At 40.9% G+C, this 25,163-nt stretch carries 28 protein-coding genes and 1 riboswitch; of the genes, 8 read left to right on the forward strand and 20 right to left on the reverse strand.

Annotated features, from left to right (window positions below; all coding sequences use genetic code 11):
* The first annotated feature begins 29 nt into the window (after window positions 1–29).
* On the forward strand, window positions 30–197 hold the full coding sequence (locus ACFFGV_RS14635) for a hypothetical protein (RefSeq protein ID WP_377349238.1): 168 nt from the start codon (window positions 30–32) through the stop codon (window positions 195–197).
* Window positions 198–218: 21 nt separating this feature from the next.
* Here the strand turns inward: ACFFGV_RS14635 and ACFFGV_RS14640 are convergent, their stop codons facing one another.
* The 4 genes from ACFFGV_RS14640 to ACFFGV_RS14655 form a co-directional block, all read right to left on the reverse strand.
* Window positions 219–1,241, reverse strand: a complete 1,023-nt coding sequence (locus tag ACFFGV_RS14640; protein WP_377349241.1) for a LacI family DNA-binding transcriptional regulator — start codon at window positions 1,239–1,241, stop codon at window positions 219–221.
* Between the two features lie 34 nt (window positions 1,242–1,275).
* Complete coding sequence (locus tag ACFFGV_RS14645; RefSeq protein ID WP_377349243.1) at window positions 1,276–2,769, reverse strand: alpha-amylase family glycosyl hydrolase; 1,494 nt, start codon at window positions 2,767–2,769, stop codon at window positions 1,276–1,278.
* Between the two features lie 480 nt (window positions 2,770–3,249).
* Window positions 3,250–5,097, reverse strand: a complete 1,848-nt coding sequence (asnB, locus tag ACFFGV_RS14650; protein ID WP_377349245.1) for an asparagine synthase (glutamine-hydrolyzing) — start codon at window positions 5,095–5,097, stop codon at window positions 3,250–3,252.
* 311 nt (window positions 5,098–5,408) lie between these two features.
* Complete coding sequence (locus tag ACFFGV_RS14655) at window positions 5,409–5,786, reverse strand: YisL family protein (protein ID WP_377349247.1); 378 nt, start codon at window positions 5,784–5,786, stop codon at window positions 5,409–5,411.
* Window positions 5,787–6,005: 219 nt separating this feature from the next.
* On the opposite strand from ACFFGV_RS14655, the gene ACFFGV_RS14660 reads away from it, so the two are divergent.
* Entirely contained in the window at window positions 6,006–7,208 is a 1,203-nt protein-coding gene (locus tag ACFFGV_RS14660) for an ornithine--oxo-acid transaminase (protein ID WP_377349249.1), read from the forward strand.
* 155 nt (window positions 7,209–7,363) lie between these two features.
* Here the strand turns inward: ACFFGV_RS14660 and ACFFGV_RS14665 are convergent, their stop codons facing one another.
* The 15 genes from ACFFGV_RS14665 to ACFFGV_RS14735 all read right to left on the reverse strand — a co-directional run bounded on the left by ACFFGV_RS14665 (window position 7,364) and on the right by ACFFGV_RS14735 (window position 22,745).
* Window positions 7,364–8,056, reverse strand: a complete 693-nt coding sequence (locus ACFFGV_RS14665; protein WP_377349252.1) for a YesL family protein — start codon at window positions 8,054–8,056, stop codon at window positions 7,364–7,366.
* Between the two features lie 32 nt (window positions 8,057–8,088).
* A complete protein-coding gene (locus ACFFGV_RS14670) occupies window positions 8,089–9,057 on the reverse strand; it encodes a sugar phosphate isomerase/epimerase family protein (protein ID WP_377349254.1) in 969 nt (322 codons plus the stop codon).
* 22 nt (window positions 9,058–9,079) lie between these two features.
* Window positions 9,080–10,120, reverse strand: a complete 1,041-nt coding sequence (locus ACFFGV_RS14675; protein ID WP_377349256.1) for a Gfo/Idh/MocA family protein — start codon at window positions 10,118–10,120, stop codon at window positions 9,080–9,082.
* 4 nt (window positions 10,121–10,124) lie between these two features.
* Window positions 10,125–11,156 carry a Gfo/Idh/MocA family protein gene (locus tag ACFFGV_RS14680; protein ID WP_377349259.1) on the reverse strand — a complete coding sequence of 344 codons (1,032 nt, stop codon included), beginning with the start codon at window positions 11,154–11,156 and terminating at the stop codon, window positions 10,125–10,127.
* 18 nt (window positions 11,157–11,174) lie between these two features.
* Entirely contained in the window at window positions 11,175–11,894 is a 720-nt protein-coding gene (locus ACFFGV_RS14685) for a ThuA domain-containing protein (RefSeq protein WP_377349261.1), read from the reverse strand.
* Between the two features lie 93 nt (window positions 11,895–11,987).
* Window positions 11,988–13,022 (reverse strand): LacI family DNA-binding transcriptional regulator, encoded by a 1,035-nt coding sequence (locus ACFFGV_RS14690; protein WP_377349330.1) that lies wholly within the window; start codon window positions 13,020–13,022, stop codon window positions 11,988–11,990.
* Between the two features lie 24 nt (window positions 13,023–13,046).
* On the reverse strand, window positions 13,047–13,865 hold the full coding sequence (locus tag ACFFGV_RS14695) for a carbohydrate ABC transporter permease (protein ID WP_377349263.1): 819 nt from the start codon (window positions 13,863–13,865) through the stop codon (window positions 13,047–13,049).
* A complete protein-coding gene (locus tag ACFFGV_RS14700) occupies window positions 13,865–14,725 on the reverse strand; it encodes a carbohydrate ABC transporter permease (RefSeq protein WP_377349264.1) in 861 nt (286 codons plus the stop codon). Before ACFFGV_RS14700 ends, ACFFGV_RS14695 begins: the two co-directional genes overlap by 1 nt.
* Window positions 14,726–14,908: 183 nt before the next feature.
* Window positions 14,909–16,222, reverse strand: coding sequence for an ABC transporter substrate-binding protein (locus ACFFGV_RS14705; RefSeq protein ID WP_377349266.1), 1,314 nt, complete (start codon window positions 16,220–16,222; stop codon window positions 14,909–14,911).
* Between the two features lie 367 nt (window positions 16,223–16,589).
* Entirely contained in the window at window positions 16,590–17,387 is a 798-nt protein-coding gene (locus tag ACFFGV_RS14710) for an SDR family oxidoreductase (RefSeq protein ID WP_377349268.1), read from the reverse strand.
* Window positions 17,388–17,460: 73 nt separating this feature from the next.
* Window positions 17,461–18,315 carry a glycerophosphodiester phosphodiesterase gene (locus ACFFGV_RS14715; RefSeq protein WP_377349270.1) on the reverse strand — a complete coding sequence of 285 codons (855 nt, stop codon included), beginning with the start codon at window positions 18,313–18,315 and terminating at the stop codon, window positions 17,461–17,463.
* 12 nt (window positions 18,316–18,327) lie between these two features.
* On the reverse strand, window positions 18,328–19,017 hold the full coding sequence (locus ACFFGV_RS14720) for a hypothetical protein (RefSeq protein WP_377349272.1): 690 nt from the start codon (window positions 19,015–19,017) through the stop codon (window positions 18,328–18,330).
* Between the two features lie 507 nt (window positions 19,018–19,524).
* A riboswitch (cyclic di-GMP riboswitch) is annotated at window positions 19,525–19,622 on the reverse strand.
* Window positions 19,623–19,835: 213 nt separating this feature from the next.
* Entirely contained in the window at window positions 19,836–20,336 is a 501-nt protein-coding gene (locus ACFFGV_RS14725) for a GDYXXLXY domain-containing protein (protein ID WP_377349274.1), read from the reverse strand.
* Window positions 20,333–21,544, reverse strand: coding sequence for a DUF2157 domain-containing protein (locus tag ACFFGV_RS14730; protein ID WP_377349276.1), 1,212 nt, complete (start codon window positions 21,542–21,544; stop codon window positions 20,333–20,335). The genes ACFFGV_RS14725 and ACFFGV_RS14730 overlap by 4 nt, the downstream gene beginning before the upstream one ends.
* Window positions 21,534–22,745, reverse strand: coding sequence for a DUF418 domain-containing protein (locus ACFFGV_RS14735; RefSeq protein ID WP_377349277.1), 1,212 nt, complete (start codon window positions 22,743–22,745; stop codon window positions 21,534–21,536). Before ACFFGV_RS14735 ends, ACFFGV_RS14730 begins: the two co-directional genes overlap by 11 nt.
* A gap of 139 nt (window positions 22,746–22,884) precedes the next feature.
* Here ACFFGV_RS14735 and ACFFGV_RS14740 point away from each other — a divergent pair, with 139 nt between their 5' ends.
* The 6 genes from ACFFGV_RS14740 to ACFFGV_RS14765 all read left to right on the forward strand — a co-directional run bounded on the left by ACFFGV_RS14740 (window position 22,885) and on the right by ACFFGV_RS14765 (window position 24,865).
* Window positions 22,885–23,112, forward strand: coding sequence for a spore germination protein (locus tag ACFFGV_RS14740; RefSeq protein ID WP_377349280.1), 228 nt, complete (start codon window positions 22,885–22,887; stop codon window positions 23,110–23,112).
* A gap of 12 nt (window positions 23,113–23,124) precedes the next feature.
* Window positions 23,125–23,322 (forward strand): spore germination protein GerPB, encoded by a 198-nt coding sequence (locus tag ACFFGV_RS14745; RefSeq protein WP_377349282.1) that lies wholly within the window; start codon window positions 23,125–23,127, stop codon window positions 23,320–23,322.
* Between the two features lie 67 nt (window positions 23,323–23,389).
* Window positions 23,390–23,998 carry a spore germination protein GerPC gene (gerPC, locus tag ACFFGV_RS14750; protein WP_377349284.1) on the forward strand — a complete coding sequence of 203 codons (609 nt, stop codon included), beginning with the start codon at window positions 23,390–23,392 and terminating at the stop codon, window positions 23,996–23,998.
* Window positions 23,995–24,213 (forward strand): spore germination protein GerPD, encoded by a 219-nt coding sequence (locus tag ACFFGV_RS14755; RefSeq protein ID WP_377349287.1) that lies wholly within the window; start codon window positions 23,995–23,997, stop codon window positions 24,211–24,213. Before gerPC ends, ACFFGV_RS14755 begins: the two co-directional genes overlap by 4 nt.
* Complete coding sequence (locus ACFFGV_RS14760) at window positions 24,206–24,610, forward strand: spore germination protein GerPE (RefSeq protein WP_377349290.1); 405 nt, start codon at window positions 24,206–24,208, stop codon at window positions 24,608–24,610. The genes ACFFGV_RS14755 and ACFFGV_RS14760 overlap by 8 nt, the downstream gene beginning before the upstream one ends.
* A 39-nt stretch (window positions 24,611–24,649) precedes the next feature.
* Window positions 24,650–24,865, forward strand: a complete 216-nt coding sequence (locus ACFFGV_RS14765; protein ID WP_377349293.1) for a spore germination protein — start codon at window positions 24,650–24,652, stop codon at window positions 24,863–24,865.
* 208 nt (window positions 24,866–25,073) lie between these two features.
* Here ACFFGV_RS14765 and ACFFGV_RS14770 read toward each other — a convergent pair.
* On the reverse strand, window positions 25,074–25,163 hold a 90-nt coding region (locus ACFFGV_RS14770), incomplete at its 5' end, for an IS3 family transposase (protein ID WP_377348203.1).

Here is a 25,163-nt window from a genome sequence, read left to right on the forward strand (position 1 = left end):
ATAAGCACCTGCAAGAGGGAGTAGGTATATTGAGCAAAATAGAAAGCACATTTGATATTCGTTCAGAAACAGAAAGACTATTCATTAGACCATTAAGGCAAGCTGATTTTACTAATTGGTTAAATGCCTTTAAAAGCAGAATTCCTTCTTTTCATCGTCATGACAAAGGACAGATAAAAGGTCACTCCCTATATTAGGGAAGTGACCTTTGGTACATTCTATTCTAATTGCTTGACGGAATCCCGCTCTACAATGTTATGTGGAACAATAATCCGTTTAATAGGTTCATCCTTGTTTTTCACATTCTCGATTAAGCATTTAGCAGCCTGATTACCAAGCTGGAAAATTTGCACATCGGTAGTTGTCAGAGCTGGCCTTATAATTTCTGATAGGTAGACATTGTTAAAGCTGACAAGAGATACATCCTCTGGTACCCTAATACCGAACTCAGCTAGCATGGTCAACATGCCAACGCTCATTAAATCATCCGCCACAACAAGACCTGTGGGTGGTTTATCCATCTGAAACAATTCCCTGACTGCTTCCTTGCCACCTGATGTGAGTAACTCCGTGTACACCTGATACGAATTGTCTATCGGTATGCCTGCTTGCTGAAGCGCTAGTTTATATCCAGCAACTCGATCCTCTGTAACGGTCAAATTAGGATCGCCGCCTACAAAGGCTATACGGGTATGGCCTTTCTCAATAAGAACGTCTGTAATATCTATGGCTGCCTGGATATTATCGTTATCGATATGATTTACTTCATTCATATTTCCAGTCGGTTTTCCAATTAGCACATATGGAAAGCCTCTCTCCAATAAATAATCAGCCACTCTGTCATCCTTGCTAGAATATAGAAGCATCATGCCGTCCACCTGATGTCCTTCCACCATTCTGCGAACACTTTCCATGACCTCATCCTCTGTCTCCCCTGTGGAAATGTTCAAGGAATATTGCTCTTTATGGGCTACAGAACTAACTCCTCTTAGTACCTCTGGGAAAAAAGGATTTTGCAACGCTTTATCTGCTGATGATTTCATGACGATTCCTAATGTTTGGGTAGAATTGTTAGCCAAACTTCGTGCATTGATATTGGGATGATAACCAAGATCCTTCATTGCCTTTCGAACTCTTTTCTTGGTTGCCATACTGATTCTTGGGTTGTCCGATAACACTCTCGACACAGTGGAAGGTGCTACATTTGCTGCTTTTGCTACATCCTTTATGGTTATGCCCATTCTCAATCACCTACTTTTATCATAATACCGCTTACTATGTCTTTTGTTTGTTTTTCACTGTAACAACTATTACAAAGCCTATAAACGCACCCATTACGAGGATTACAGCACCAACGAAGAGCAAATTCACACCCTGATTGTCTTCTTCTACGTATATATCTGCAGTCTCTCTGTCTAATGCAATTTTATATTGATTATCTCCTTGATTCCGGACTATCGTATCATATACCAATCCACGAAGCTGTTTATCCTCTGATATATTACTCAGGGTAGCGGATTTGGTTGTAACATCATTATTAATAGCTATGTAAACCGTCTCCCCCTGATAGGATCGTTTAAATACTGCAAAAGCTCCATCGTCTATTATTTGTTCGAAACTCCCCTTTCGCAAGGCAGGAAATCTACCCCTTATAGCCGCTAACTGTTCCATATGAGCCTTAATATCAGATTCTCCGCTTTTAAAGTTCATAATAGGATTATTTGTATGATCACTATCCAAAGCAATTTCACTGCCATAATACAAAGAAGGTGTTCCAGGTGTAGCATATAGATAGGTTAATGCAAGCTTCCATCTTGTCGTTGGATTATGTTTTTGCTGAAAGGCACGATTGGTAAACCGCTCTGTATATAAATTATCTACAAATGTAAGCATAGCAGACCCTTGTTCTTCATTAAGCTGGTATTCGGCTATATCTGAAATATTTCCTCCTGGTGCAGAAAACAAGCTAGCTGCCTGCTCATATAGCGAATACTGTGTTACCAAATCAACTCCTGCGTTTTGAAGAGAAGCTCTTTTATTTTCTTGTTGTACATCTCCAATAATAATCGTATTCTCAATTTCTGTATCGACTTTCTCTATAAAAGATATTGGGAGCTCGTCCATAGAGGAGATACGAAAGCCATCTGCTCCTGTTTCCTCTTTCCAAAAGCGTAGCGTTTCCAAAGCATATTCTTGTACGCTAGCATTCGAAAAGTTAAGCTTCGGTAAACCTTCTGTATAGTTTCGAGAAAATTCTCCTGTATTATTCTCTTGTGATTCCTCATACCAATTATCCTTACTGCTATCCTCTACCCATGAGTGTGAGTCAGAGGTATAGCGTAATGGTGTGGTTAGAATTACTTTCATATCCTGCTGATGCGCAGCTTCTACTAAACGCTTGGCGTCCTCTAACGATCCAAATTGCTCCTCAACGCTACGAAAATCCTCTATCCAAAAACCGTGATACCCACCTTCTGCATTCTCCATTATCGGTGACAGCATGATGGTCGTAAAACCACGCTCTTTTATGTAGTCTAGTTTATCTATAATCCCTTGCAAATCACCGCCATGATATGCATCGGGGTTATCAGGATCTACTTGTTGATTGTTGCTATTTTCTCCATCATGAAATCGATCGACCATTATGGAATAAATTACTTCTTCCTCTACCTTACGTTCTTCTTTTTCAGCCGCACCTGCGAATGGCAGGCCATAAAAAAGAAGAAACGGAATAAGTAGAATAACACTCCTTACACTCGTGTTGCGCATTCTCCGTTCCTCCTATTGAAAACAGTTTCATATACAAGTAGCCTATCCCTTTTGCATACCATCAGTCAACTAGAAATATGGGGAATGTTTAGGACAATTTTATGTCTAAGAATAAATTGGGTGAGCAACGAAGGTATTTTTTCGAAAATCCCTTAACTGAAGTATAAGAAGAGGATGCTGCTCTTCTTACAAGACATTCGCTTATCATCGCCTTCCTATCATTCTATTTATCTAAAAAAGTACTAAATGAAGGAGGTTAGGTTAAAATCGCTACATCGTGTAGCAAAACCGAACTACCCAGACGTCGTGTAGGGTAGGAAAGAGAGTGTTTGCCAGACTAAACCCTCCTCTCATATAAGTTTATCTCGACCTCAAATCTTCCATATAAGGCTCTATACAGATATATCAACAACCTGCATGAACAGACTAAATTCCTAAAAAAATAGAGTCAGGTCTAATACCCGACCTGACTCCAACTCTCTAAACTTCGATTTTCACTTTATAAGCTTCCATCCAATAATTAATTTGACCAAGGTGTGCAAGTAATTGTGGTCCTGTCATAAGCTGACCGAAAAATGGAGCCTTAATAGCTTTCCCTTCTGTATCGATGAGCTCTTGCAATTTACTCTTATCAAATAACTGTAACAGCGGTGATAAATTATCTTCCAGAATATAATTCATCCATTCTACAACCGCATTTGTGTAATCCGGGTTATGTGTTTTCGGATAAGGACTTTTCTTACGATATAATACCTCATTCGGAAGCAGCCCTTCGAGTGCCTTTCGCAGAATCCCCTTTTCTCGATCCTTATACCGCTTCATCTCCCACGGAACGTTCCAGACATATTCGACGAGGCGATGATCACTAAATGGTACACGAACCTCCAGGCTTGCCCCCATACTCATGCGATCTTTTCGGTCCAGCAGCGTCGTCATAAACCAAAGCTGATTTAAATAGAACATTTCACGACGCTGCGCTTCCTCTTTTGAATCCCCTTCAAAAGTAGGCGTCTCTCGAATGGTATCTCGATAGCGCCCCATCATGTAATCATGAAGATCTAGCTTTTCCCTCCATTCAGGTGCCAGCAGCTCGTGGCGAACATTGGAGGAACGTATCCAAGGAAACCCTTCTCGTGCAAGCTCTTCCTCTCGATAAAACCATGGATACCCTCCAAATATCTCATCAGCACATTCTCCTGATAAGGCCACTGTTACCTTTTGCTTTATTTCTCGGCAAAACCATAATAACGAGGAATCTACGTCAGCCATTCCTGGCAGGTCTCTCATATGAACTGCCTCTTTCAGCATATAAGCCAGCTGCTTGTTATCCATTATACAAGTTTGATGATTCGTTTGATGGGTCTGAGTCATAAGATCAATAAACGATTCATCACTATTCGGTTGGTAGGTACTAGATTGGAAGTACTTCTCATTATCCTGATAGTTAATGGAAAAAGTTGATAGAGGATCTTTACCTTCTTTTTTCATATGGTCGGCAGCTATTGCGGTAATGGCACTTGAATCAACCCCTCCAGATAGGAAGGTGCCAACTGGTACATCAGAAACTAGCTGTCTTGTTACAGCATCCTCAAATAGCTCTCTAATAGTGGAGGACGTTTTTTCTACATCATCTGTATGCTCATGACTTTGCACATTCCAGTAGCGGGAGACCTTCAGCCCATCCCTATTAAATCGGGCAACGTGACCAGGACGAAGCTCCTTAATCCCCTTAAATACACCGTTTCCAGGTGTTCTGGATGGTCCAAGAGCTAATATTTCACTAACTCCTTCCCGATCTAGAATCGGCTGGACATCTGGATGGGCCAAAAGTGCCTTCAATTCTGAACCGAATAAAAATCCTCCGGCATTTTCTGTATAGAATAAGGGCTTTACTCCAAGTCTGTCTCTAGCTAAGAATAAAGACTCCGTTTCTCCGTCCCAAATACCAAATGCAAAAATACCGTTCAAATGATCCACACATTTTTCTTTCCACTCCATATAGCTTTTTAACAACACTTCAGTATCAGAATGAGATAAAAAACTCCACCCACGTGCCTGTAATTCCTTGCGAATATCTTCTGTATTATATAGCTCGCCATTATAGCAAATGGTGTATGCGTTAGCACCAGATTGAAAAGTCATCGGCTGACGTCCGCCATCAGGGTCAACTACTATTAACCGCTGATGCCCAAAAGCTATGTGAGGCTTAATCCAGGAATTGGCCTCGTCTGGACCTCGATAATGCAATGTGTTGGCTATATGCTGAACCACATGCTCCTGCTGTGTTAAATCCTTCTCATAATCTACCCAGCCACTAATGCCACACATGTTTACTCATCCTCTCTTATCACTAGCATATTTCTAACAACTATGATTCATACATATGCGGAATTCAACAAAACTTGCTGACAGACAGGCTTTGAAGAAACAATACTTACATGCTCTCAAACGGTATATAAAATACACCATCGGTATTTGCCTCTTAACAATAATAAAAATTTCATTTTTATTATTGACATTGATAACGATTCTCATTATCATATTTAGTAGAAAGATTGCTACTTAACAGATAATCTTCCTACCCCCCTCAACAAAAAAACACGATTTCCCTTTAATAAGGAAAATCGTGTTTTTTATATTTACCCTGCAATCGGAAGTACACCTAGAGGTAAGCGGCCAAATCCTAATACAAGTGCTATGATGATTGCAATCCAAAACTGAATCCACCCATTACGGGATGATGTACTCTTAGAAGAGCGGATTAAAATCATTTCCATTGCATAAATAACCCATACTCCGGCTAGAGCTTTAACAATTGCTTCTCCCAGCATAGCACTGCCACCAAAGTAAGCTCCTAACAATGAACCGCCAGAATAAAGAATTAATAGATAATCTAAACGCAGAATCATATGGGTGATTTTACCAGCTTTTGCTCTGCCACCACGGTAGAACCAAAATGACAAACCAAGTAAGACAAGTGCAAGCACCCACGATGTAATATGTAAGTGTGTGGACATATTCTCGTTTCCTCCTTTTTCTATATCATACCACCGCAATCATACCAAAAAACATGTTCTAAAGCGAGTGTTAATACTTCTTATGCTCTCCCCTCTTATAAGTTAAACCTGAATAAAATGAGAGAAATTTCACATTATTCCTCCAAAGAAAACAAAAAATTCTGTAAACCTGTTATAATGTCATTATTGCTGGAATTTATTATACATGGAGGAGATACAATGGAAAGCCTACGTACGAGTGAACAAATTATTGAACAAACGCAAGAATACGGAGCAAAAAACTATCATCCGCTTCCAGTCGTAATTTCCAAAGCGGAAGGCGTTTGGGTAGAAGACCCAGAAGGCAACCGTTACATGGATATGTTGAGCGCCTATTCTGCAGTGAACCAGGGACATCGTCATCCGAAGATTATTGAGGCACTCAAGGAGCAAGCTGAACGAGTTACCTTAACCTCCAGAGCATTTCATAACGATCAGCTAGGTCCGTGGTATGAAAAGGTATGTAAGCTTACGAATAAAGAAATGGCTCTTCCGATGAATACCGGAGCAGAAGCTGTAGAAACCGCCATTAAAACAGCACGTCTATGGGCGTATAATGTTAAGGGAGTTCCGGAGGACAAGGCTGAAATCATTGCCTGCAGTGAAAATTTTCACGGTCGAACTATGACGGCTGTTTCCCTGTCAACGGACGAGGAAGACAAGCGCGCCTTTGGACCAACATTACCAGGTATTAAAATTATTCCATTTGGGGACACTCAAGCATTACGAGATGCTATTACCGAGAACACTGCTGGGTTTATTTTCGAACCAATTCAAGGAGAAGCTGGCATAAACATTCCTCCTGAAGGGTTCTTATCCGAAGCTTATGACATATGTAAGGAACATAATGTATTATACATTGCTGATGAAATACAAGCTGGCCTTGGCCGCAGCGGAAAGATGTTCGCCTGTGACTGGGAAAATGTATCTCCGGATATTCTTATTCTTGGTAAAGCATTAGGTGGGGGAGTCTTTCCAATCTCCTGTGTTGTTGCCAATAAAGATGTGCTTGGAGTCTTCACGCCAGGATCGCACGGATCAACTTTTGGTGGTAATCCACTAGCATGTGCTGTTTCTGTAGCTTCATTAGAAGTAATTGAAGAAGAGCAATTAGCTGCTCGTTCTCAAAAGCTAGGGGAATATATGAAGAGCGAGCTAAGGAAAGTGGAAAATCCAAAGATTAAGGAAGTTCGCGGAAAAGGGCTGTTTATCGGCGTAGAATTAACAGAAGCTGCTCGCCCATATTGTGAGGCATTGAAGCAGAAAGGCCTGCTTTGTAAAGAAACACACGAAACCATTATCCGCTTCGCTCCTCCACTTGTAATTAAACAAGAAGATTTGGATTGGGCTATTGATCAAATTAAAGATGTACTTTCTGTATAAACCAAAAACGTCCGAACCCATATGAAGGTTCGGACGTTTTTGTTATTGTATCCATGATGGTCACCCGACGGAACTATCCCTATCTAAGTCCTACCGTTAAGTATTCTGTACAGGAAGTCCACACTATAAATGTTAAAATACCAAACTAAGTCCCTCTACCCTTCCGTTGTACTAGTGAGCTTTAAATGTAACCGATAGAAGGCGGAGAAGGCTAGAAATGCAACAAGAGAGCAAGTAAAGAATGGGATGATCAGCGGGAATACATACGTACTAATGTACAGTATAAGACCGACACTAACTACTGTAGCAATAAATAGGACCGGGCTGCCTAGTGTTAGGAGAAATGCTTGCTTGAAGACCGCTTTCCATTGCATGTCATAATGGACAAGAACGGAAAGGAAATGAATCGTGAACACAAAAAGCAGAAATGCCAGTACGAACATAATGTTCATCATCACTGTATTTGCTGCAGAAAAATAATAGATATCTCCAATCAGCACCGCCCAGAGAATTGTAAAAACAATTCCACCTATCATGCTCTTCTTATAATTCTCCTTATAGTAGCTCCAAAAGGACCTCGTAGCTCCTTCTATTTCCTCTTTCCGCACCCACTCTCTCGCTTTTGCAAACACCGCAGCAGTAGCAGGGAAGAATATGAAAGGGAGTAAAAGCAAAATGGGGACAAGGAGGACAACCGCATCCGCCACACGCTCAACATATAATAGATTAAGGAGAAGGAGAGTGATAGGAAGATTGAACAGGAACCATTGCAGATTCACTAGTGAGAATTGCATAATCCATTCACTAACTGTGTAAAAACCTCCCATAACTCCTGTTGCATTCTTCATGTGTCCCTCTCTCCTTCCTGTAATTCACTTATTTAAACCCACCACATCTCGGCTGGCTGTTCTTCTATGTTAATAGCTTTTAAGTTTTTCACAGCTTGGCTGAAGCCTTCACTAATCGACATAATGGGATCCTCGTGCTCAATGGAAATAACATAGTCATAGTCAAATGTACGAAGGGCACTGACGATGTTAGACCACTCTTGTACACTATGTCCGTAACCTACTGAGCGGAAGCTCCATGCTCTCGTTTTAACATTACCATATGGCTGCATGTCTGTTAAACCATACATGTTTACGTTGTCCTGATCAATGTAGGTATCCTTTGCGTGGAAGTGGTGAATAGCTCCTTCACGGCCTAGAATTTTTATAGCGGCGACTGGATCTATACCTTGCCACCATAAATGACTCGGATCCAGGTTTGCACCAATGGCTGGTCCTGTTGCTTCCCTTAATTTCAGCATCGTATAAGGGGTGTGAACAAGAAAGCCTGCATGTAGTTCCAGACCGATTTTTACATCATGCTGTTCGGCCAATTGAGCTTGTTCTTTCCAATAGGGAACAAGCTTTACATTCCATTGCCATTCTAGTACGTCGGAATATTCATTTGGCCAAGGAGTAACAGGCCAATTCGGGGTTGTATCTCCTTCATGCCCCCCTGGGGTGCCAGAAAATGTGTTAACAACTGGAACATTCATAAGACCGGCAAGCTTAACCGTTTTAACGAATGTGTCATGAGAATCTTTTGCAAATTGCTCATCTGGAGAAATGGGATTGCCATGGCAGCTAAATGCACTAATCGTTAATCCTCTAGCGTGTACTTTATCCAAATATTCTTTACGCTTTTCTTCACTTTCTAATAGTTCATCTAGATTACAGTGAGCGTTCCCTGGATATCCACCTGTTCCAATTTCAACAGCCTTTAATCCAGCCTGTTGTACATGGTCTAGCATTTCCTCAAAGGACTTATCGGAAAACAGTACAGTAAATACACCTAATTTCATCAGGAAGATCCTCCTTTTTCTATTATACTAGCTTAACACTTGCGCCTGTCTCACTACTTATATATATAGCTTCCATTAGTTTCGTAACCTTAAGAGCTTGTTCTGGCTGGACAGTCAGCTCCTCGTTTCCAAGGCAGCTTTCCACAAAATTTCGAGCTTGACGAATGCCGTCTGATTCCTCATCCGGCTTTACTACTGGCTGATTATCCCAAAGGGCACCGTATTTAGCCTTGTAAAACTCAAGCGGGAAGACATCCAGACCACCATCTACACCTGAAATACTAAGCGTAGTGTGATCCTCTTTAATATTGGCTGCCCATGAGCACTCAAACTGCATACTCATTCCATTATTAAACAGTATATAGCTTGTGACATGGTCATCCACGTTAAAGGCTTCATGATCAAATGTCCCCCAGTCGTTTACTTGACCTGGAGTCTTGCTTAATTGGTCATATGTTTTGCCCATCACTTCAACCGGAGTCGGATCGTCAAGAAGCCATAAAGCTAAATCTAATAAATGACATCCGAAGTCTATTAAACTGCCTCCGCCCTGTAACTCCTTATTAGTAAAAACACCCCAGCCTGGAACTTTCCTTCTTCGCATTGCTTGAACCCTCGTTACTAGCGGCGTACCTATTTCATCGTTTATGATAGCTGCTTTTGCTAATTGCGATTGAGGCATATGGCGGTAATGATAGGCTATTGATAACAAGCGGTTATTTCTATGAGCAGCATCCAGCATCGATTGACATTCTGCTGTAGACATAGCCATAGGCTTCTCACACATTACATGTACGCCAGCATCTAATGCGGCTATCGTAATCTCTGCGTGGAATTTATTTGGAGTGCAAATCGTTACAGCATCCACTTTATGGAACATATCATGGTAATACTTTACGGCATGCGGGATTTGAAACTGCTTAGCAACTTCAAGAGCCCGTTCTTCATTCACATCTTGGACAGCTACTATATCTACTTTGTCCGAAAGGTATTGGAAGGCAGGGATATGCCGCCCTTGTGCAATCCCACCGACTCCAATAATGCCCATTTTCAATTTACTCATGCTATCACTTCACTACCGTAGTCATTTGTCTATTATCTTCTGATTGGATAGCAGCTAGAATAATCTCTAAGGATCGCTTTCCCTCTTCCCCATTAATTAAAGGTTCTGTATCCGTAACAATCGCCTCTATGAAATGGTCGATTACATGAGAATTAGACTGTCCGCCCTCTTCATTAGATTGGATTTTACCCAGCTGATACTTTACCACTTCTCCTGTAGCATATTGAACTATTAGGGAATGCTCAGGATCGTCCTCAAGACGAAGCGTCGCCTTTTCGCCATATATAATAGTAGAGTTATCTTCCTGTGGCTTATATGCCCAGCTAGCAGCTAACGTACCAATTACTCCACTTTCACTCCTAAGGATGCACACAGCATTATCGTCGACTGTGATGTTTTCTTTAGCATTGTTGGCAATAAAACCAGCTACATCTACAAATTCTTCTCCTAAGATATAGCGTAATAAGTCTGCCTTGTGAACACCGAGGTCGCCCATCGCACCAATAAAAGCGTCTTTTTTGCGGAAGAACCAGCTCTCAGCTCCATCTGCACTCCAAGCCTCTGGACCACCATGACCAAAAGCAGTACGGAAGCTATAAATTTTGCCTGCTTCTCCAGATGCTATTAACTGCTTAGCCTTCTCATGGGATGGAACAAAGCGCTGATTATGACCAATCATAAGCTTTTTGCCATTCCGCTTAGCTGCTTCAATCATTTGATCTGCTTCTTCTTTTGAAGTAGCCATTGGCTTCTCGCAAAGCACGTGAGCACCTGCGTCTAATGCAGCAATGGAAACAGGTGCATGAAGGGCGTTTGGTAGACATACACTCACTGCGTCCACCTGTTCTTGTGCCAACAATTCCGTATAATCCGTATAGCTTTTCGCCCCATACTGTTCTGCCATCGTCTTAACACGCGTTTCCACTATGTCACATACAGCGACAATGTTGACATGTTCGTTTTGAGCGTACTCTGGTAAATGACGGTGCTTGGCAATACTTCCACACCCAATAACAGCAATATTTATCATTGTCATATTTCATCCTCCTCCATATTATTTAGACGTAATCGCTTCTAACGGCTGTGCATTGCCGTACACATGCTTTGGCGTACCGTTGTTGTACACCCATTTCACTCCATTTTGAATAACCTTTTGGACATCCTTGTGGTAGTACGTAGGATACGTTTCATGTCCAGGACGGAAGTAGAAAATATTCCCGCGTCCTCGTTTGAAGGTTGCACCGCTGCGGAACACCTCTCCACCTTCGAACCAGCTTATCAGCAGCAACTCATCTGGAGTTGGGATGTCGAAGTGTTCTCCGTACATTTCCTCTTTCTCAATTTCAATATATTCCCCTAACCCTTCTGTTATCGGATGAGTTGGATCTACCACCCACATTCGTTCCTTCTCGTCTGCTTCTCTCCACTTCAAATCACAAGATGTACCCATCAGTTTCTTAAACACTTTAGAGAAATGTCCAGAATGCAGTACAACAAGCCCCATACCATCCAGTACACGCTGCTTCACCTTTTCAGCAATCTCCTCGCTTACTTCTTCATGTGCTTTGTGGCCCCACCAAACCATTACGTCTGTTTTATTTAGTACCTCATCTGTTAATCCATGCTCTTCCTCATCTAATGTAGCAGTAGTAACATGATGGCCATCTTCTTCTAAAAAGGAAGCAAGAGCTCCATGGATACCTTCCGGATAAATATCACTAACTACAGGATTCTCTTTTTCGTGTCTAAATTCATTCCAAACGACTATGTTCATACGTTCCATCTCCTTTTTAGTATGTAATAACTTTTCCCCACATTCATAAAAATGAGTGGTTCAAAGTCTATGTAATGTAATCCGTCGACTGGTCTAGCCGACAGGATTATTTAACCGTGTACTGGAGTCCCGTTCGATAATGTTGGTTGGAATAATAATACTTCGCTTCATCATTTCTTCATTGGTTAATAATTCAATTAAGCTGCTGGCGGATGCATAACCCAGTTGATAGGATTGTGTATCTACTGTAGTCATAGAAGGATTGGACAGCTTAGATATAATTGTATCGTTAAAGCAGACAATGCTTATGTCATCTGGCACTGTTATCCCCTTGCTTTGCAGTGCTTGCATAATGGATAGCGCCTGATAATCATCGGTAATAACAAGGGCTGAAGGTCGGTTCGGTAAATCCAACAATTCTGCAACGACCTTATTCGCATCTTGATTATCTAACTCCATATGCTTGATCCATTCTTCTCGTTTCTCCCTGCCATGTTCCATTAAAGACAGTTGATAACCAGATAGTCTCGCATTGGTAACTTCAAAATGAAAGTCTCCTCCTACAAACCCTATATTCCTATGTCCTCTTTGAAATAAAAAATCGGTAACTTCTTTACTTGCTTGAACGTTATCATTATCCACATACATAATATTTCCTGAGTACAGTAATGGTTTGCCAATCATTACGAAAGGGAAATTTTGTTCTTGTAAATACGGAACGACCTTATCATCTTCTTTGGAATACAAGACGACTATGCCGTCTACTCTTTTTCCCTGGACCATATGGACTACATCTTGAAAGATGGCTTCTTCCGAGTCTCCAGTAGTTAAATTAATACTGTATTGGTGCTCATGGCATACGTTACTAATTCCGCGAAGCACTTCGAAGAAGAACGGATTGTGCAACGAATGACTGGAGGAATTTTTCATGACGATTCCGATGGTTTGGGTAGACTGTCGCACAAGGACTCTCCCATTAATATTGAGATGATAGCCCATCTCCTCCATCACTTTCCGCACCTTACGTTTCGTTTTCTCACTGATACGGCTGCTATCTGATATAACACGCGATACAGTCGATGGTGCTACATTAGCTTTTTTTGCTACATCCTTAATCGTGACCGACACTGTCATCTACTCTCCTAACCGTGGTTATTTCACTGCTCCTTCAGAAACCCCTTTCAGGATTTGCTTCTGCGCAAAGAAGTAGCCAATAATAACCGGGATAATGGCAATCGTTAAACCTGCTAATGCTAAATGCCATTGCTTCGTATATTGTCCAAAGAAGTAGAACATTTTTAATGGAATTGTGGCATTTTGTTCACTCAGTACAAGGGATGGTAATAAGTAGTCATTCCAGATCCAAATAACATTCAAGATTCCAACGGTTACAGAAATAGGCTTCAGTAAAGGAAAAACGATATGCCAAAATACTTGGAATCGACTTGCTCCGTCAATAATTGCTGCCTCATCGAGTGACTGAGATATTCCTGTCATGGCCCCATGATATAGAAAAATGGATAAACTACAGCCAAATCCTAAGTACATGAAAATTAATCCTGCTCCATTTAACATGTCAACCTGTCCAAATAAGGAGACAAGCGGGATCATAACAGATTGGAATGGTATGAGCATCGCTGCAACAAAGATAAAGAACAGGACGCTGCTGACCTTACTTTTGTTACGAGCAAGGGCGTACCCTGCCATGGAAGAGAATAGAATAATAATCCCAACACTTAAACCAGTAATCATTAAAGAGTTGAATAGGGATTGTAAAAAAGCAAGATCCTGAAATGCTTTAACAAAGTTCTCAAAAGCAAACTTCTCAGGTAGATCCAATACACCTGTGAAAATTTCTCTCTTTGTTTTAAAAGCATTTACAAGCATGAGATAAAACGGAGCAATCCAGATTAACCCTAGAACAATTCCTAATACCTCAATGGATAAGTTATTTCTATTATTTTTCTTCATTACAGGTCAACCTCCCTTTTCTTGTTGTAGTACACTTGCGTCAGCGCTACAACAGCTACGATAAGGAAGAAGATAACAGCTTTCGCTTGCGCATAAGCCATTTCGTTTTCTGCAAAGGCAGTTTTTACAATTTCCATGGCGACCATTTGCGTTTTGTTACCAGGTCCACCGTTGGTTAAAGATAAGTTCTGATCATAGATCTTAAAGGAGGTGGATAACGTCAAGAACATACTGACGGTAAACGCTGGTGCTACAAGTGGAAAGGTAATATTTTTAAAACGCTGGAAACTGCTCGCTCCATCTATCTTCGCTGCTTCTATTAACTCATTAGGAATATTCTCGAGGTAAGCAATGTATATAATCATTATATACCCCGCCATTTGCCAGGCTGTTAAAATAACAAGCCCCCAAAACCCTGTTTCAGCAGTTGATAGCCATCCTTGCAAGGACTCAATTCCTGTTAATTCTCCAATATCATCGAATACGCTTACAAAAATAAACTGCCAGATGAAACCGAGAATCAGCCCTCCGATAAGGTTCGGCATAAAGAATACTGTCCTTAATAGATTGTTAGACTTTATGTTACGAGTTACTAGTAAGGCAAGACCTAATCCGAATACATTTAACAAAATAACAGATGCAAAGGAGAATTTAATCGTAAACCAGATCGATTTCATAAATTCTTCCTCTTGGAAAAGGGCTATGTAGTTTTGAAAGCCCAGAAATTCTGTGGCAGTTAGACCGTTCCAGTTCGTAAAGGAATACACTAACCCATATAAGAATGGAATAACGACTACGACACCTAACCCTATGATTACTGGTGCTAGAAATAACCAAAACGTGAAGCTGCGATTGCGCAATTGCTTTCCCTCCCTGGCTGATTATGTCTTATCTACATCTATATCAGCGAGTTTTCTCTAAGCCAGATGTTTACTGGTGCGAAAATATGGAATCGTTCCCATTACTTTCGCTAGATATGAAATAAGTATGAAAAAGGAGCTAACGGAAAGCACTGTCCCCGCTAGCCCTTTACCACTAATACTTTATTTTCTTGCATCTTCCCATGCTTTTCTAGATTGTTCTTCCATTTCTTCCCATGTAATGTCGCCGCCAAGGTATTCTTGCATATTCACACCTAAATCGTTTGTTGTCCAAGCGGTTGGTGCGCCCATAAATACCCAGCCTATCGTATTTCCTTCTGAAGCGTAATCATAGATTTCTTGGGAAAGAGGATCGGAAATTTTGCTAGAATCATATCCTTCATAAGCTGGAATGAACTTAAAGTCCTCTACTACCATTTCTTTACCCACATCTGAAGTGTACATCCAATCTAAAAATTCTTTACTTGCTTTTACCTCTTCATCAGAAGCTTGTTTGTTTACTGCCCAATACATTGGTACACCGACAGGGATACTTCCTTCATAACCTTCAACAGGGATTGGCAGGAGACCAATGTTTTCCTGTGCCATCGTTTCGTCCATTTGGGAAATAGAATTATATACCCAGTTACCTTGTTGGATCATTGCTACTTTCCCGAGGGAGAAAAGCTCTTCCACTTGCTGAGAGTAATCTAGGCTCAATGTAGGCTGTACAGAATATTCAGCCTGCAGATCTAAGAATTGCTTCATCTGATCGCCCATCTTAAATTCTACTGTATCAGCTTCGTATGCTTTCATAATATCGTTATCAAATTCGTCAGCTAGGTAAGCGTTTGCTAAATGATTCCCAAGTACCCATGTTTCCTTACCAGCTAATGCGAATGGTGCTTCAATACCTAAATCTTCTTTCTTGCTATCTAATGTTTTAGCTGCTTCTTCCAGGTCAGCCATGGATTTAATGTCATCTGGATTTATACCAGCCTCTTCAAATACTTTCTTGTTATAAATAAGTCCATATCCTTCCTGGTTGAAAGGCAGTCCGTATAATTTATCGTCTTGAGTTACACTTGTTAACGTACCTTCGAGTGCATTTTCGGCTGACTTCGTATCAGATAAATCAGCAACGTACTCTTTGTATTGCTCAATGTCTGCTGGCCCGCCTACGTTGAAAATGTCCGGCTCTTCACCGGAAGAGAAAGATGTCTTCAAGGAAGCACCGTAATCGTTACCTCCGCCAACTGTCTTCACATTGATTTCAACATTCGGATGCTCTTCCTCGTATTTTTTAGTCAGCTCTTCGAATTGATCCTTGAATTCTACTTTGAATTGGAACACATCAACAGTCACTTTGTCCCCGCCGCTATCTGAATCAGAATTTGCATCTGATGAGCTGTCTGATGAGAAGGAACACCCCGCTAATGCAATCGTCGATGCTAATGCCGCTGTTGCTAATCCTTTAGTAAACTTTATTCCCTTCACTAATAACCACTCCCCTATATTGGTCTCTTAATGAATGCGCTTTCAGTTTGTTCATAAAGATTAGCTGATTGCATCCCCGCTACAAGAGAATTCGTTTGCACAAGATTATGTAACAAACTCGGGTACATCAGCCAAAACCTCATTAGATTCAACGTTTATTGCGTTGTATCAAGTTGTGAATACGTTTGCGCAACTTCATTAACTAAATAGTAGCACGCTTGTCCATGAAACACAATAATAATTTTTAGAAAATTGATATCGTTTTCATATACTGCTATATTCCTAGACTGATCCATCCCTACTAAATCTTGATTTATAAGCAAAAAAGCCCTATTCACATGAATAGAGCTTCCAAATCTTATTCGTTCTATAATGCTTTTACATAACCACCGTCCACTAGCAGGGATTGACCAGTAATATAAGTGTTCGCAAAGGAACCTAAGAACAGAACTGCCTTTGCAAATTCCTCCGGAGATCCCGATCTACCAACAGGGATACCAGCATCGTAATTAGCTTTCAGCTCCTCTACTGATACCCCTTTTCGCGTGGCCATCTTCTCATCTAAACTTTCTACTCTTTCTGTTTCAATTCGGCCAGGTCCAACGGTATTAACTAAAATGTCATCCTTTGCATATTCATTCGCTAATGTCTTCGATAAACCTGCTATAGCAGTGCGAAACGTATTCGAGAGCACTAATCCATCGATAGGCTGTTTAATGGATGAGGATGCAATATTGATGATCCTCCCTCCGCCAGCATCCTGCATTTGTGGCACAGCAAGTCTAGACGCTCGTATGAAGCTTAGTAGATTTTGTTCAAATGCATCTTTCCAGTCGTCATCCTTAAACTGCATAAAGGAACCGGCCGGTGGTCCTCCAGCGTTATTAATTAATATGTCAACTCCACCTAACTTATCGGAAGCTGCTTCAAATAATTTCTCAATGGATTGTTTGGAGGAAACATCACATACCTCCGTATGCGGTCCAGGATGGTCTCCACCAACTGTTTGTTTAATATCTTGCGCTGCTTGAAGGAGATGCTCCGGATCCCTGCTTGAGATAAGCACTTCCGCTCCCTCTTGAACATATTGTACTGCAATTGCTTTCCCCAACCCTTTACTCGACGCCAATACAACAACCCGCTTTCCTTCTAAACCAAGATCCACCCAAACTCCTCCTTGTTATGTAGTACTTCTATTGTACAGAAATTCGGATAGAAAATACCAAAGAGAGGTATTACTATTTCTCAGGTATTAAATCAGGATGGTTAGTAAATATGCCATCCACTCCCCATTCCATTACTCTTCCAATATCACGCTTACCATTAACGGTGTACACATGAACGAACAGACTCTCCTCTTGTGCCACATTCACGAAATCTTCATCAATCTTTTTATAATTCACCCCAATGCCGCTACTATAAGCTTTCATATCTTTTAAATCTTCTCTTGTCACCTCTTCAACAGAAGCAGATGGAATTAATTGAACTAAAGGAAGGTCAGGCTGTAAAGAATGAAGCTTCAGGAGGCTATCCGGACTGAAAGATTGAATGAGAACATTACGTTCTTCCAACATCTCGTGCTTCTTTAATATACGTAGTAATTCCTCTTCCATCCCAGGATACACACCTGGAGCTTTCGTCTCGATATAAAAACGCACATCATTTCCAAAATGCTCCATTACCTCTTCAAGCGTCGGTACTTTCAAACCGACGTAAGCTTTATTGGCTAAACGAGGGTAACGCTCGTTGAACCATGATCCTGCATCCAGCTGTTTAATGTCTGCTAGAGTCATATTACGGACTAACCCTGTTCCATTTGTGGTACGATTGACCGTTTCATCATGCATGACAATAAGGTGGTTATCCTTTGTCATTTGTAAGTCCAATTCAATATAATCCCCATTCATCGTTTCCCCAAGTTCATAGGCTGCTATCGTATGCTCAGGTGCATAGGCTGATGCACCACGATGAGGGATAATGGTTGGTTTCGTTAAGGTGCTCGTTCTCACGATATCAAACTGCTGTAAAACCAGTGTTCCTATAAGTAAGAGACAGCCGAGAAGAGCAATTATCATTATACGGTTTCTAGTCATTGTCAACCGCCTTTAATGTGGAATATTCGTTAGTTCAAAAAAATCTGATTCAGGCTTCATCATCTTCATACCCTGTTCGGATTCGAAATATAAAGGTTTTCCTTGAGCATGATACACCATAATGGATTGGCCCCCCGCATCAAGCTCGCTTTTCTCATATCCAGTTTGATAACTTTGATGCTCTACGTCGATTGCCTGATTAATTATATGCATTAGGTCGTTTATATGCCGAGGATCCTTAATTGCTGTACAGTTTTCATCAGAAGCTTGAACATAGACACACATGGAGGATGGAGGTTGCTCTATCCAGGTGGTAGTAGACATGGAAGGATGATGATCAAACACCATTGCTGTTTGACCTTTTGTTTTTTCATAGTGTGCTCTTACATTCAATTCCCCACTAAACTCTTCTTTTTCCCAAACAGAGCGAAAGGAGGATTCCCGCCTGTCTTCCATAGCTAGCTTCCAACCTGCATTAGATAATTCCTTTATGTAATAGGAATATAACGTATCCACTTGATTCCCTTCTATTACATACGTGTTTCGTTTTGGTGTTAAGCCTTCGTATAAAGGAATGTCCTCTTCCTCCTCTGGAATAATGGACATCCCTTCATATACATCTGAATTTCCCTCTTGATAAGCGAATAAGCCCGTAAGCACAAGAATTATCATCACCATACTTCCTATCCATTTAAACCTCACCCAACTCCTCCTAATTAATGATATTATTAATTGCATCCATTGTATCACCATATAACTAGAATGGAAGGCTGTATGTAATTATAAATGTATCACTTAGAAAAGAGTCCATTTCGTTTGTTAGAGAAAGGTATGAAGGTGCATTATCTGTTCAATGTAGGTAAAATACATAATAAAAAAGACCCTACGCTATAACAGCGTAGGGCAAAGTATAGGTATAAGGGGAAATCACTCAAAAAACAAAAACTGTTCCTTCCAGCTTGAGTGAAGCTGGATACACGCTCATAAACAGGGTGTCCTAAAAAGGACGAGTTGCCGAAGAATAGCGCTATTCGATAAGTTCTGCAAGAAAGGAAACTAGCTTCTTTCTTGGGTTCGCCTAAAATGGTCAAAAAGGCTGCACACCAGAATTTCCGCTTATTTGTTGCCTTTGCTGCTTTCCTTAACACAAAAAATAACCCTAACTTCGACTACCGAAAGTGGGTTAGATCATAATTCCACCCGCAATCTTTCGGTAGCTGGCTGGCGTAAGCGCATGCGTGGCTTCATGGCTCTTAGCCCCTATAGCTTTGCGTCCCTGATTTTCATCAGGTTTGCCTTTATCGAGATTCAACAGATGTAAGCTATGAACTTGGCGTTGAATCTGATTAACTTCATCTTACAAGAAACCGCCCTCATTTGAACATCATGCATAGGACTTATTTTTTTTCGACATTTTTTTAGAGTAATATGCCTAGATTCATTAAATTATCCGTCTATTTAGTTCTTATTAACTAGTTATATTTTTATTTCGATAAAAAAAGACTAAATCCTTTATAGATTTAGTCCTCTCGCAAGCTTAAGATTCTTTTTTGTCCCCAAGGTGCGATAGCCACATCCACTACCATCTCCCCAACTTTATCTTCGTATTGCTCTCCAGTATTATCTTCTACATAATATCGTTCAATACCATAGTCTACGATATGTCGATTAACTTCTTTGTAATCGTATCTAGCGGTCAATTGTACTTCCTTGTCTTTAGTAGCGAAGGAAGTGACTCCAGCTCGGTTAATATCGTACGTCCCACTTTCTGTTTCTTCAACGACTACATACACCTTACCCCCATGAGATGGTTTATCTCCCTCCCATTTATCTTCCGGGATGGTGCTGATCTCATAATTCAGTCGAACATAGTCACCATAAAAAACATCACTCGGGTCAATAGGGGCGGTTTTCAGCGTAATGGTTTTGCCGATATCCTCCATAACATAGTAAGAAGCAGCCATTCCAATTAGGTATAGCGCCTGTATTCCAATTACAACGATAAACAGCCATTTCTTCATGTTAGGTCCTCCTCCTCACCGTTATGAGCATATGATCTACGTCTTTGTTCAAGTAAATATCCAAGTCCGAATAGTAAAATACCACCTATGAAGAAGAATAATGATTTATCGAGGAAGTCCCAGGCAAGTTGAAAATAGGCTACAAGGGTACTAGCTAGAAAAGCAACTGTCCCCGTATTGATTACCTCTCCATCTCCACGATTGTAGCCGACTAATAGCCTGCCTATAGAGAAGGTAAATAAAAGCAATAGAACAAGAGCGCTTTGTAAAGACGGCAGGAAAAATACCGGGATAAACAAAGCGATGTCTACAAGCAGGACGAGGTCATGCTTTCTTGCTTTTTGATAAGCTATAAACATAGCTACAAGAAGTACACTAATTATAAACGGAATTCCTTCATCTAAATTGTCTAGTATCCATTCCGATTGCAAGGAAAAGACATGGATGATACCTAGTATAAAACCTCCCAATAAGGCTACCCGTTGAAAGGAGTGAACTGGAAAATCTGAAGGCATTACTTCTGCCAAAGCATATAGCAATAGCCAAAAGAATAATAACCAGTAGTAGCTTAAATCAGTCGTAAATACAAGGACCAAACTCTGGACAACAAAGCCAAGACTGTATAATAAGGAAATCCATTCCCGTCTATGAACCAGCGTGAAATAACCAAGTCCTATGATAAACAATAAGCCAATGCCAATGTGAAAATGCTGATACGTAATACCCCCATACACTTGACCTACGATCATAATGGCAAATGCTAATATTAGCATAACTGCTTCGTGACTCAGCATAAACATAGCAATCGCTGCTAGTGACCATATAAAAAATGCAGTAGCGCTAAAAGCCATATAATGATACATTTGACCGGTCAACATAATCCCAGCACCAAAGATTAGAACACCGATGACTAGGAAAGTTGCTCCTACACCTTTAGAACGATTGGTATGTATCCAATTCCCAGCACCATAGAACCCAAGCATAGAAATAAGGATAATTGCCATTTTCATTAGGTTGGTAATATCAGACCAATTGGAGGCTACAAAGGTTAGAAAGCCAAGCCCGATAAATAAACCGCCAAACGCCATTAATAAAAATCGCTGATCCGTCTTAGGGTATAGGGATACTATTCGTTGAAGCTGCGTTTCTGAGATAATGCCTTCCCGAACCCATCTATGCGCTTCTTTTTCCAGTCGATCACGCCTCACGTTGAACCTCTCCCTTCTCTCTATTATCATTTCGTATCCTTTGTTTATTTCCATACGTAATCGATCGCCATAGCCATTCAAATGGTCCAAATCGGAAATAACGTAACCAAATAAAGCTGAGCACTACTTGGATCACATATACAATTAGTACGATAACCACACTCCATAGAGGTGGAACCTGCCCGTATAACCCCATACCAATAGGGTAAAAAAGGAAGAAGCAGATAAAGGATTGAAGCAGATAATTACTAAGAGAAAGGCGACCTACATAAGTGAATGGCTTTAAAAGCTGTTTTCCTAGCCCATTTTGATACATAAGGGTAACAGAAGTGATATAGAAAATAGCACTAGCTGAGCCTCCAATACTATCCTGCATGCTAAACTGAAACCATTCTGGGTTGCCAAACGTGTAGGGGCCGATTTTAAACGTCAGGAATAAGAATAAGGAAACTAGCCAGATTAGACGTAATGTTTTATTGTGCGTTCCTATATCGTGGAGCAACCTTTTTTTACAGAAATACATTCCGAACAAAAACATTGGCAGCAAAGTAGCAATGAGCACAAACCAAGCGAACCCGTTCCCATTAGATACTAGCCAATCACGTTGAATTTGTTCCCATACATCGAATAAAGACCCTGATGTATAATGCTCCATTGCCTGTTGAATGCTATCCTCTTGAATCTGCCCGAGTAAATCTTTGCTAAGATACATCAGCCCACCCATAATAACTGCATATCCACTAAGTATTCCAATAGCTGTTGCAAGCATTGTTCTTGGTTTGGCATCAAAAAACAAGAATAATAGAAAACCAATCATTCCATATGTAAACAGAATATCTCCATGCCATACAAACAGGCCATGTAATAGACCAAAGCAGATAAGGACAACGAGCCTTCTAAAGATTACTTTCGTGTAGCCAGCTCCAAATCCTTTCTCTAGGAGGCGTTCCTTCATCATATACATACCAAAGCCAAACAAAAATGAAAATAAGGTGTAAAAGCTCGCTTGAAAGAACATATCTACTATCGTCTGAACAGCGTGACTTACCTCACTATTCCAATATTTCGCTGCGCCGCCATACATAAAATAGGGAGCATTGAAGGCTGGTACATTAACCATAAATATACCCAATATCGCTAACCCTCTTGCAGCATCGATCCATTCCAAACGATTAGAATCCTTAATCGGTGTTCCATTCATCTGATTTCCCTCCCCTTACATTGTAATATAGTGTAATTTTACTCTTTATTTTATTCTCGTTCAACAACTTTCAGACATAGCAAGGAGGTATCACCTTTTTGTATGTAGACCATACACTACTAGAGAAGGAGGTATGCCTATGCCCGCTCAGGTTGGTGCGGTAAAAGTCATAGCAATCTCTAACTCTAGCATCTTCAACATTGGCGATGTGTACGCCATGGCACCAGTAAGCACTGCAAAAACCTTCGCTGGAGGTGGATCCTTTAACACCGGCGATGGCATATCCGTTGATTTATCCAATTCCACCACCTATGTGAATGATGAAGACTATATAGATCAGTCCTTAATAAATTCGGACGATATATAAAGGAGGTTGCTTATGCATTATACAATTCATCAGAACATTTCGATCCACTTTCTAAGAGTCGGATCGATAAGTAACTCATCCGTGTTACAGATCGGAAGTGCCGGAGTTATTCAATCCAGCTCGAATCTATATAATACCGGCGACTTTGAACAACCTGCACCTGAAGCCGAAGCACAAGAGCAGGCACCTTTCGTTCCGCTCGCCTTCTAGCATTCACAATTCCCCTGTAATGGTCATACATTACTATAGGTGAATGCCCAGAAAGGGGGGAAGTCCGATGAGTTACTACGATGCATGGAATCAGTATATGGAGCAAATGCAACGAATCATTGAGAAGCAATCTGAACAGCTGAATAGACTAGAAAAACGGCTCGACCAAGTAGAAAAAGATTTGGAATCACAGCAGCAAAAACCAACGACAAACGTAGAAAAGATCGAGTATAAGTTTGACCAGCTGAAGATTGAGACTCTGGAAGGCACATTAAACATCGGCTTCACCCCCGGAAATAGCGGCATGGGAGTGGAGGATTTTTCTATACCTCAAGAGCCATTCCCACCTAAGCTAACGACTGGAGATTCCGTTAAAGAAAAAATTATGCAGGAGTTAAACCAATACGTAGCAAAGGAAGGTCCCCCTCAACTACAATCCCTTATGAGGGAATATGGTCAGCAATATGATGAAACATATCAGCAGTTCATTTTACAAGATGTCCACAAACAGCTCGGAGATCGGATCACTCATTATATGAATCAATCCTCCGCTCCCAATGGAGTAGTTGATGAAAACCATAAAAATGACATCGTTACGAAAATTAAACAGGAAATCTCTCAATCGCTCAGACATTTCGTTGAAAATCAATCGAGAAAAGGAGATGGAGCTTCATGAATTTTGAAGTCCACAATTGCGGTTTGAATGTAGGAAACGTCCGTATCACAGCCGTTTCCTCCTCCTCTGTTTTTTTAATCGGAGATACAGAGCGCTTTGCGCTTAATTCTATTTTTGATACCCCTCCAGAATCCTTTATAGTGCAGCAGCCACTAGTGCCTCTTGCTAGACAGACGGATCAGCGCGAAGCGAAGGAGCAGAACCAGAATGAATAAACGTATATCTCGTGTGAACCAGGTCCAAGTGATTTCCGTTAACAATAGCTCCATTTTTGAAATCGGGGATGGAACAGAAGCCGATCTTAATGCCAAGGTTCTTGCCGTTCAGAAGGAGGGGGCAACCTTCGGAGACGAAGACTTTCCTTTTAGTGATTTTCCTATTTATGAGGCAGAGTTTCCCCGTTTAAAAACGCAGCCCGTCATTACCCAGGAGCACATTCCGTGCTGTCCATACATTAACGTTAACAGCGTGGATATATTTGGTTTGGCCTCCTCCAGCCTGTTTCAGATTGGTAATTTAAACACAATTGAAGGAGATGCGCGAGTGAAGAACTTTAGAATCCTGCAGGAGGACGAGGGGGCAGAAGGGAACGATAACGAACTGCGTGCATAAGCTAACCTTGAGACAATTCTCATAGGCAGGTGAAACGAGATGCCATCTATAGTAGGTCCAATCAAAATTAACAGTGTTGGCGGCGGTGTCATTAACTTCGGAGACTCTTTCTATATATCTCCTAAAGCTTCCTCGAAATCAGTTTCCGGCTCCGGCAGTGGAAACACAGGTGACTTCATCAACACAAATAACGGCTTTAGCACGTCAAACCCAATCGATCCAGATGCATTCGATCAGCCAACTGTAGCAACGTAAACATCCTCCCCGCTTCTTCGATGCGGGGAGCTTATTTGTGATTATGTGGATGGTGTTTCGTCTTAGAAATGATTTATTTCCATTGTATATTTTTACAGCTTCTCGTGAACATTTCTGTAACCATTTAAGTGGCGGAGCGCATCTAGCAAACAAAAAGCATCCTCCCTGAACTAAAGTGTACCCTTTGTAAAGGACATTTAAAAAAAGGCTAGGCTGACTTAAGAAGATGATCTCTGTATTCTACAGGGGTCATCTTTTTTAAGTTCCACTGATAACGATAATTGTTGTAGTAGATCAT

It is taken from the genome of Pontibacillus salicampi, assembly GCF_042434395.1.
Lineage (GTDB): Bacteria > Bacillota > Bacilli > Bacillales > BH030062 > Pontibacillus > Pontibacillus salicampi.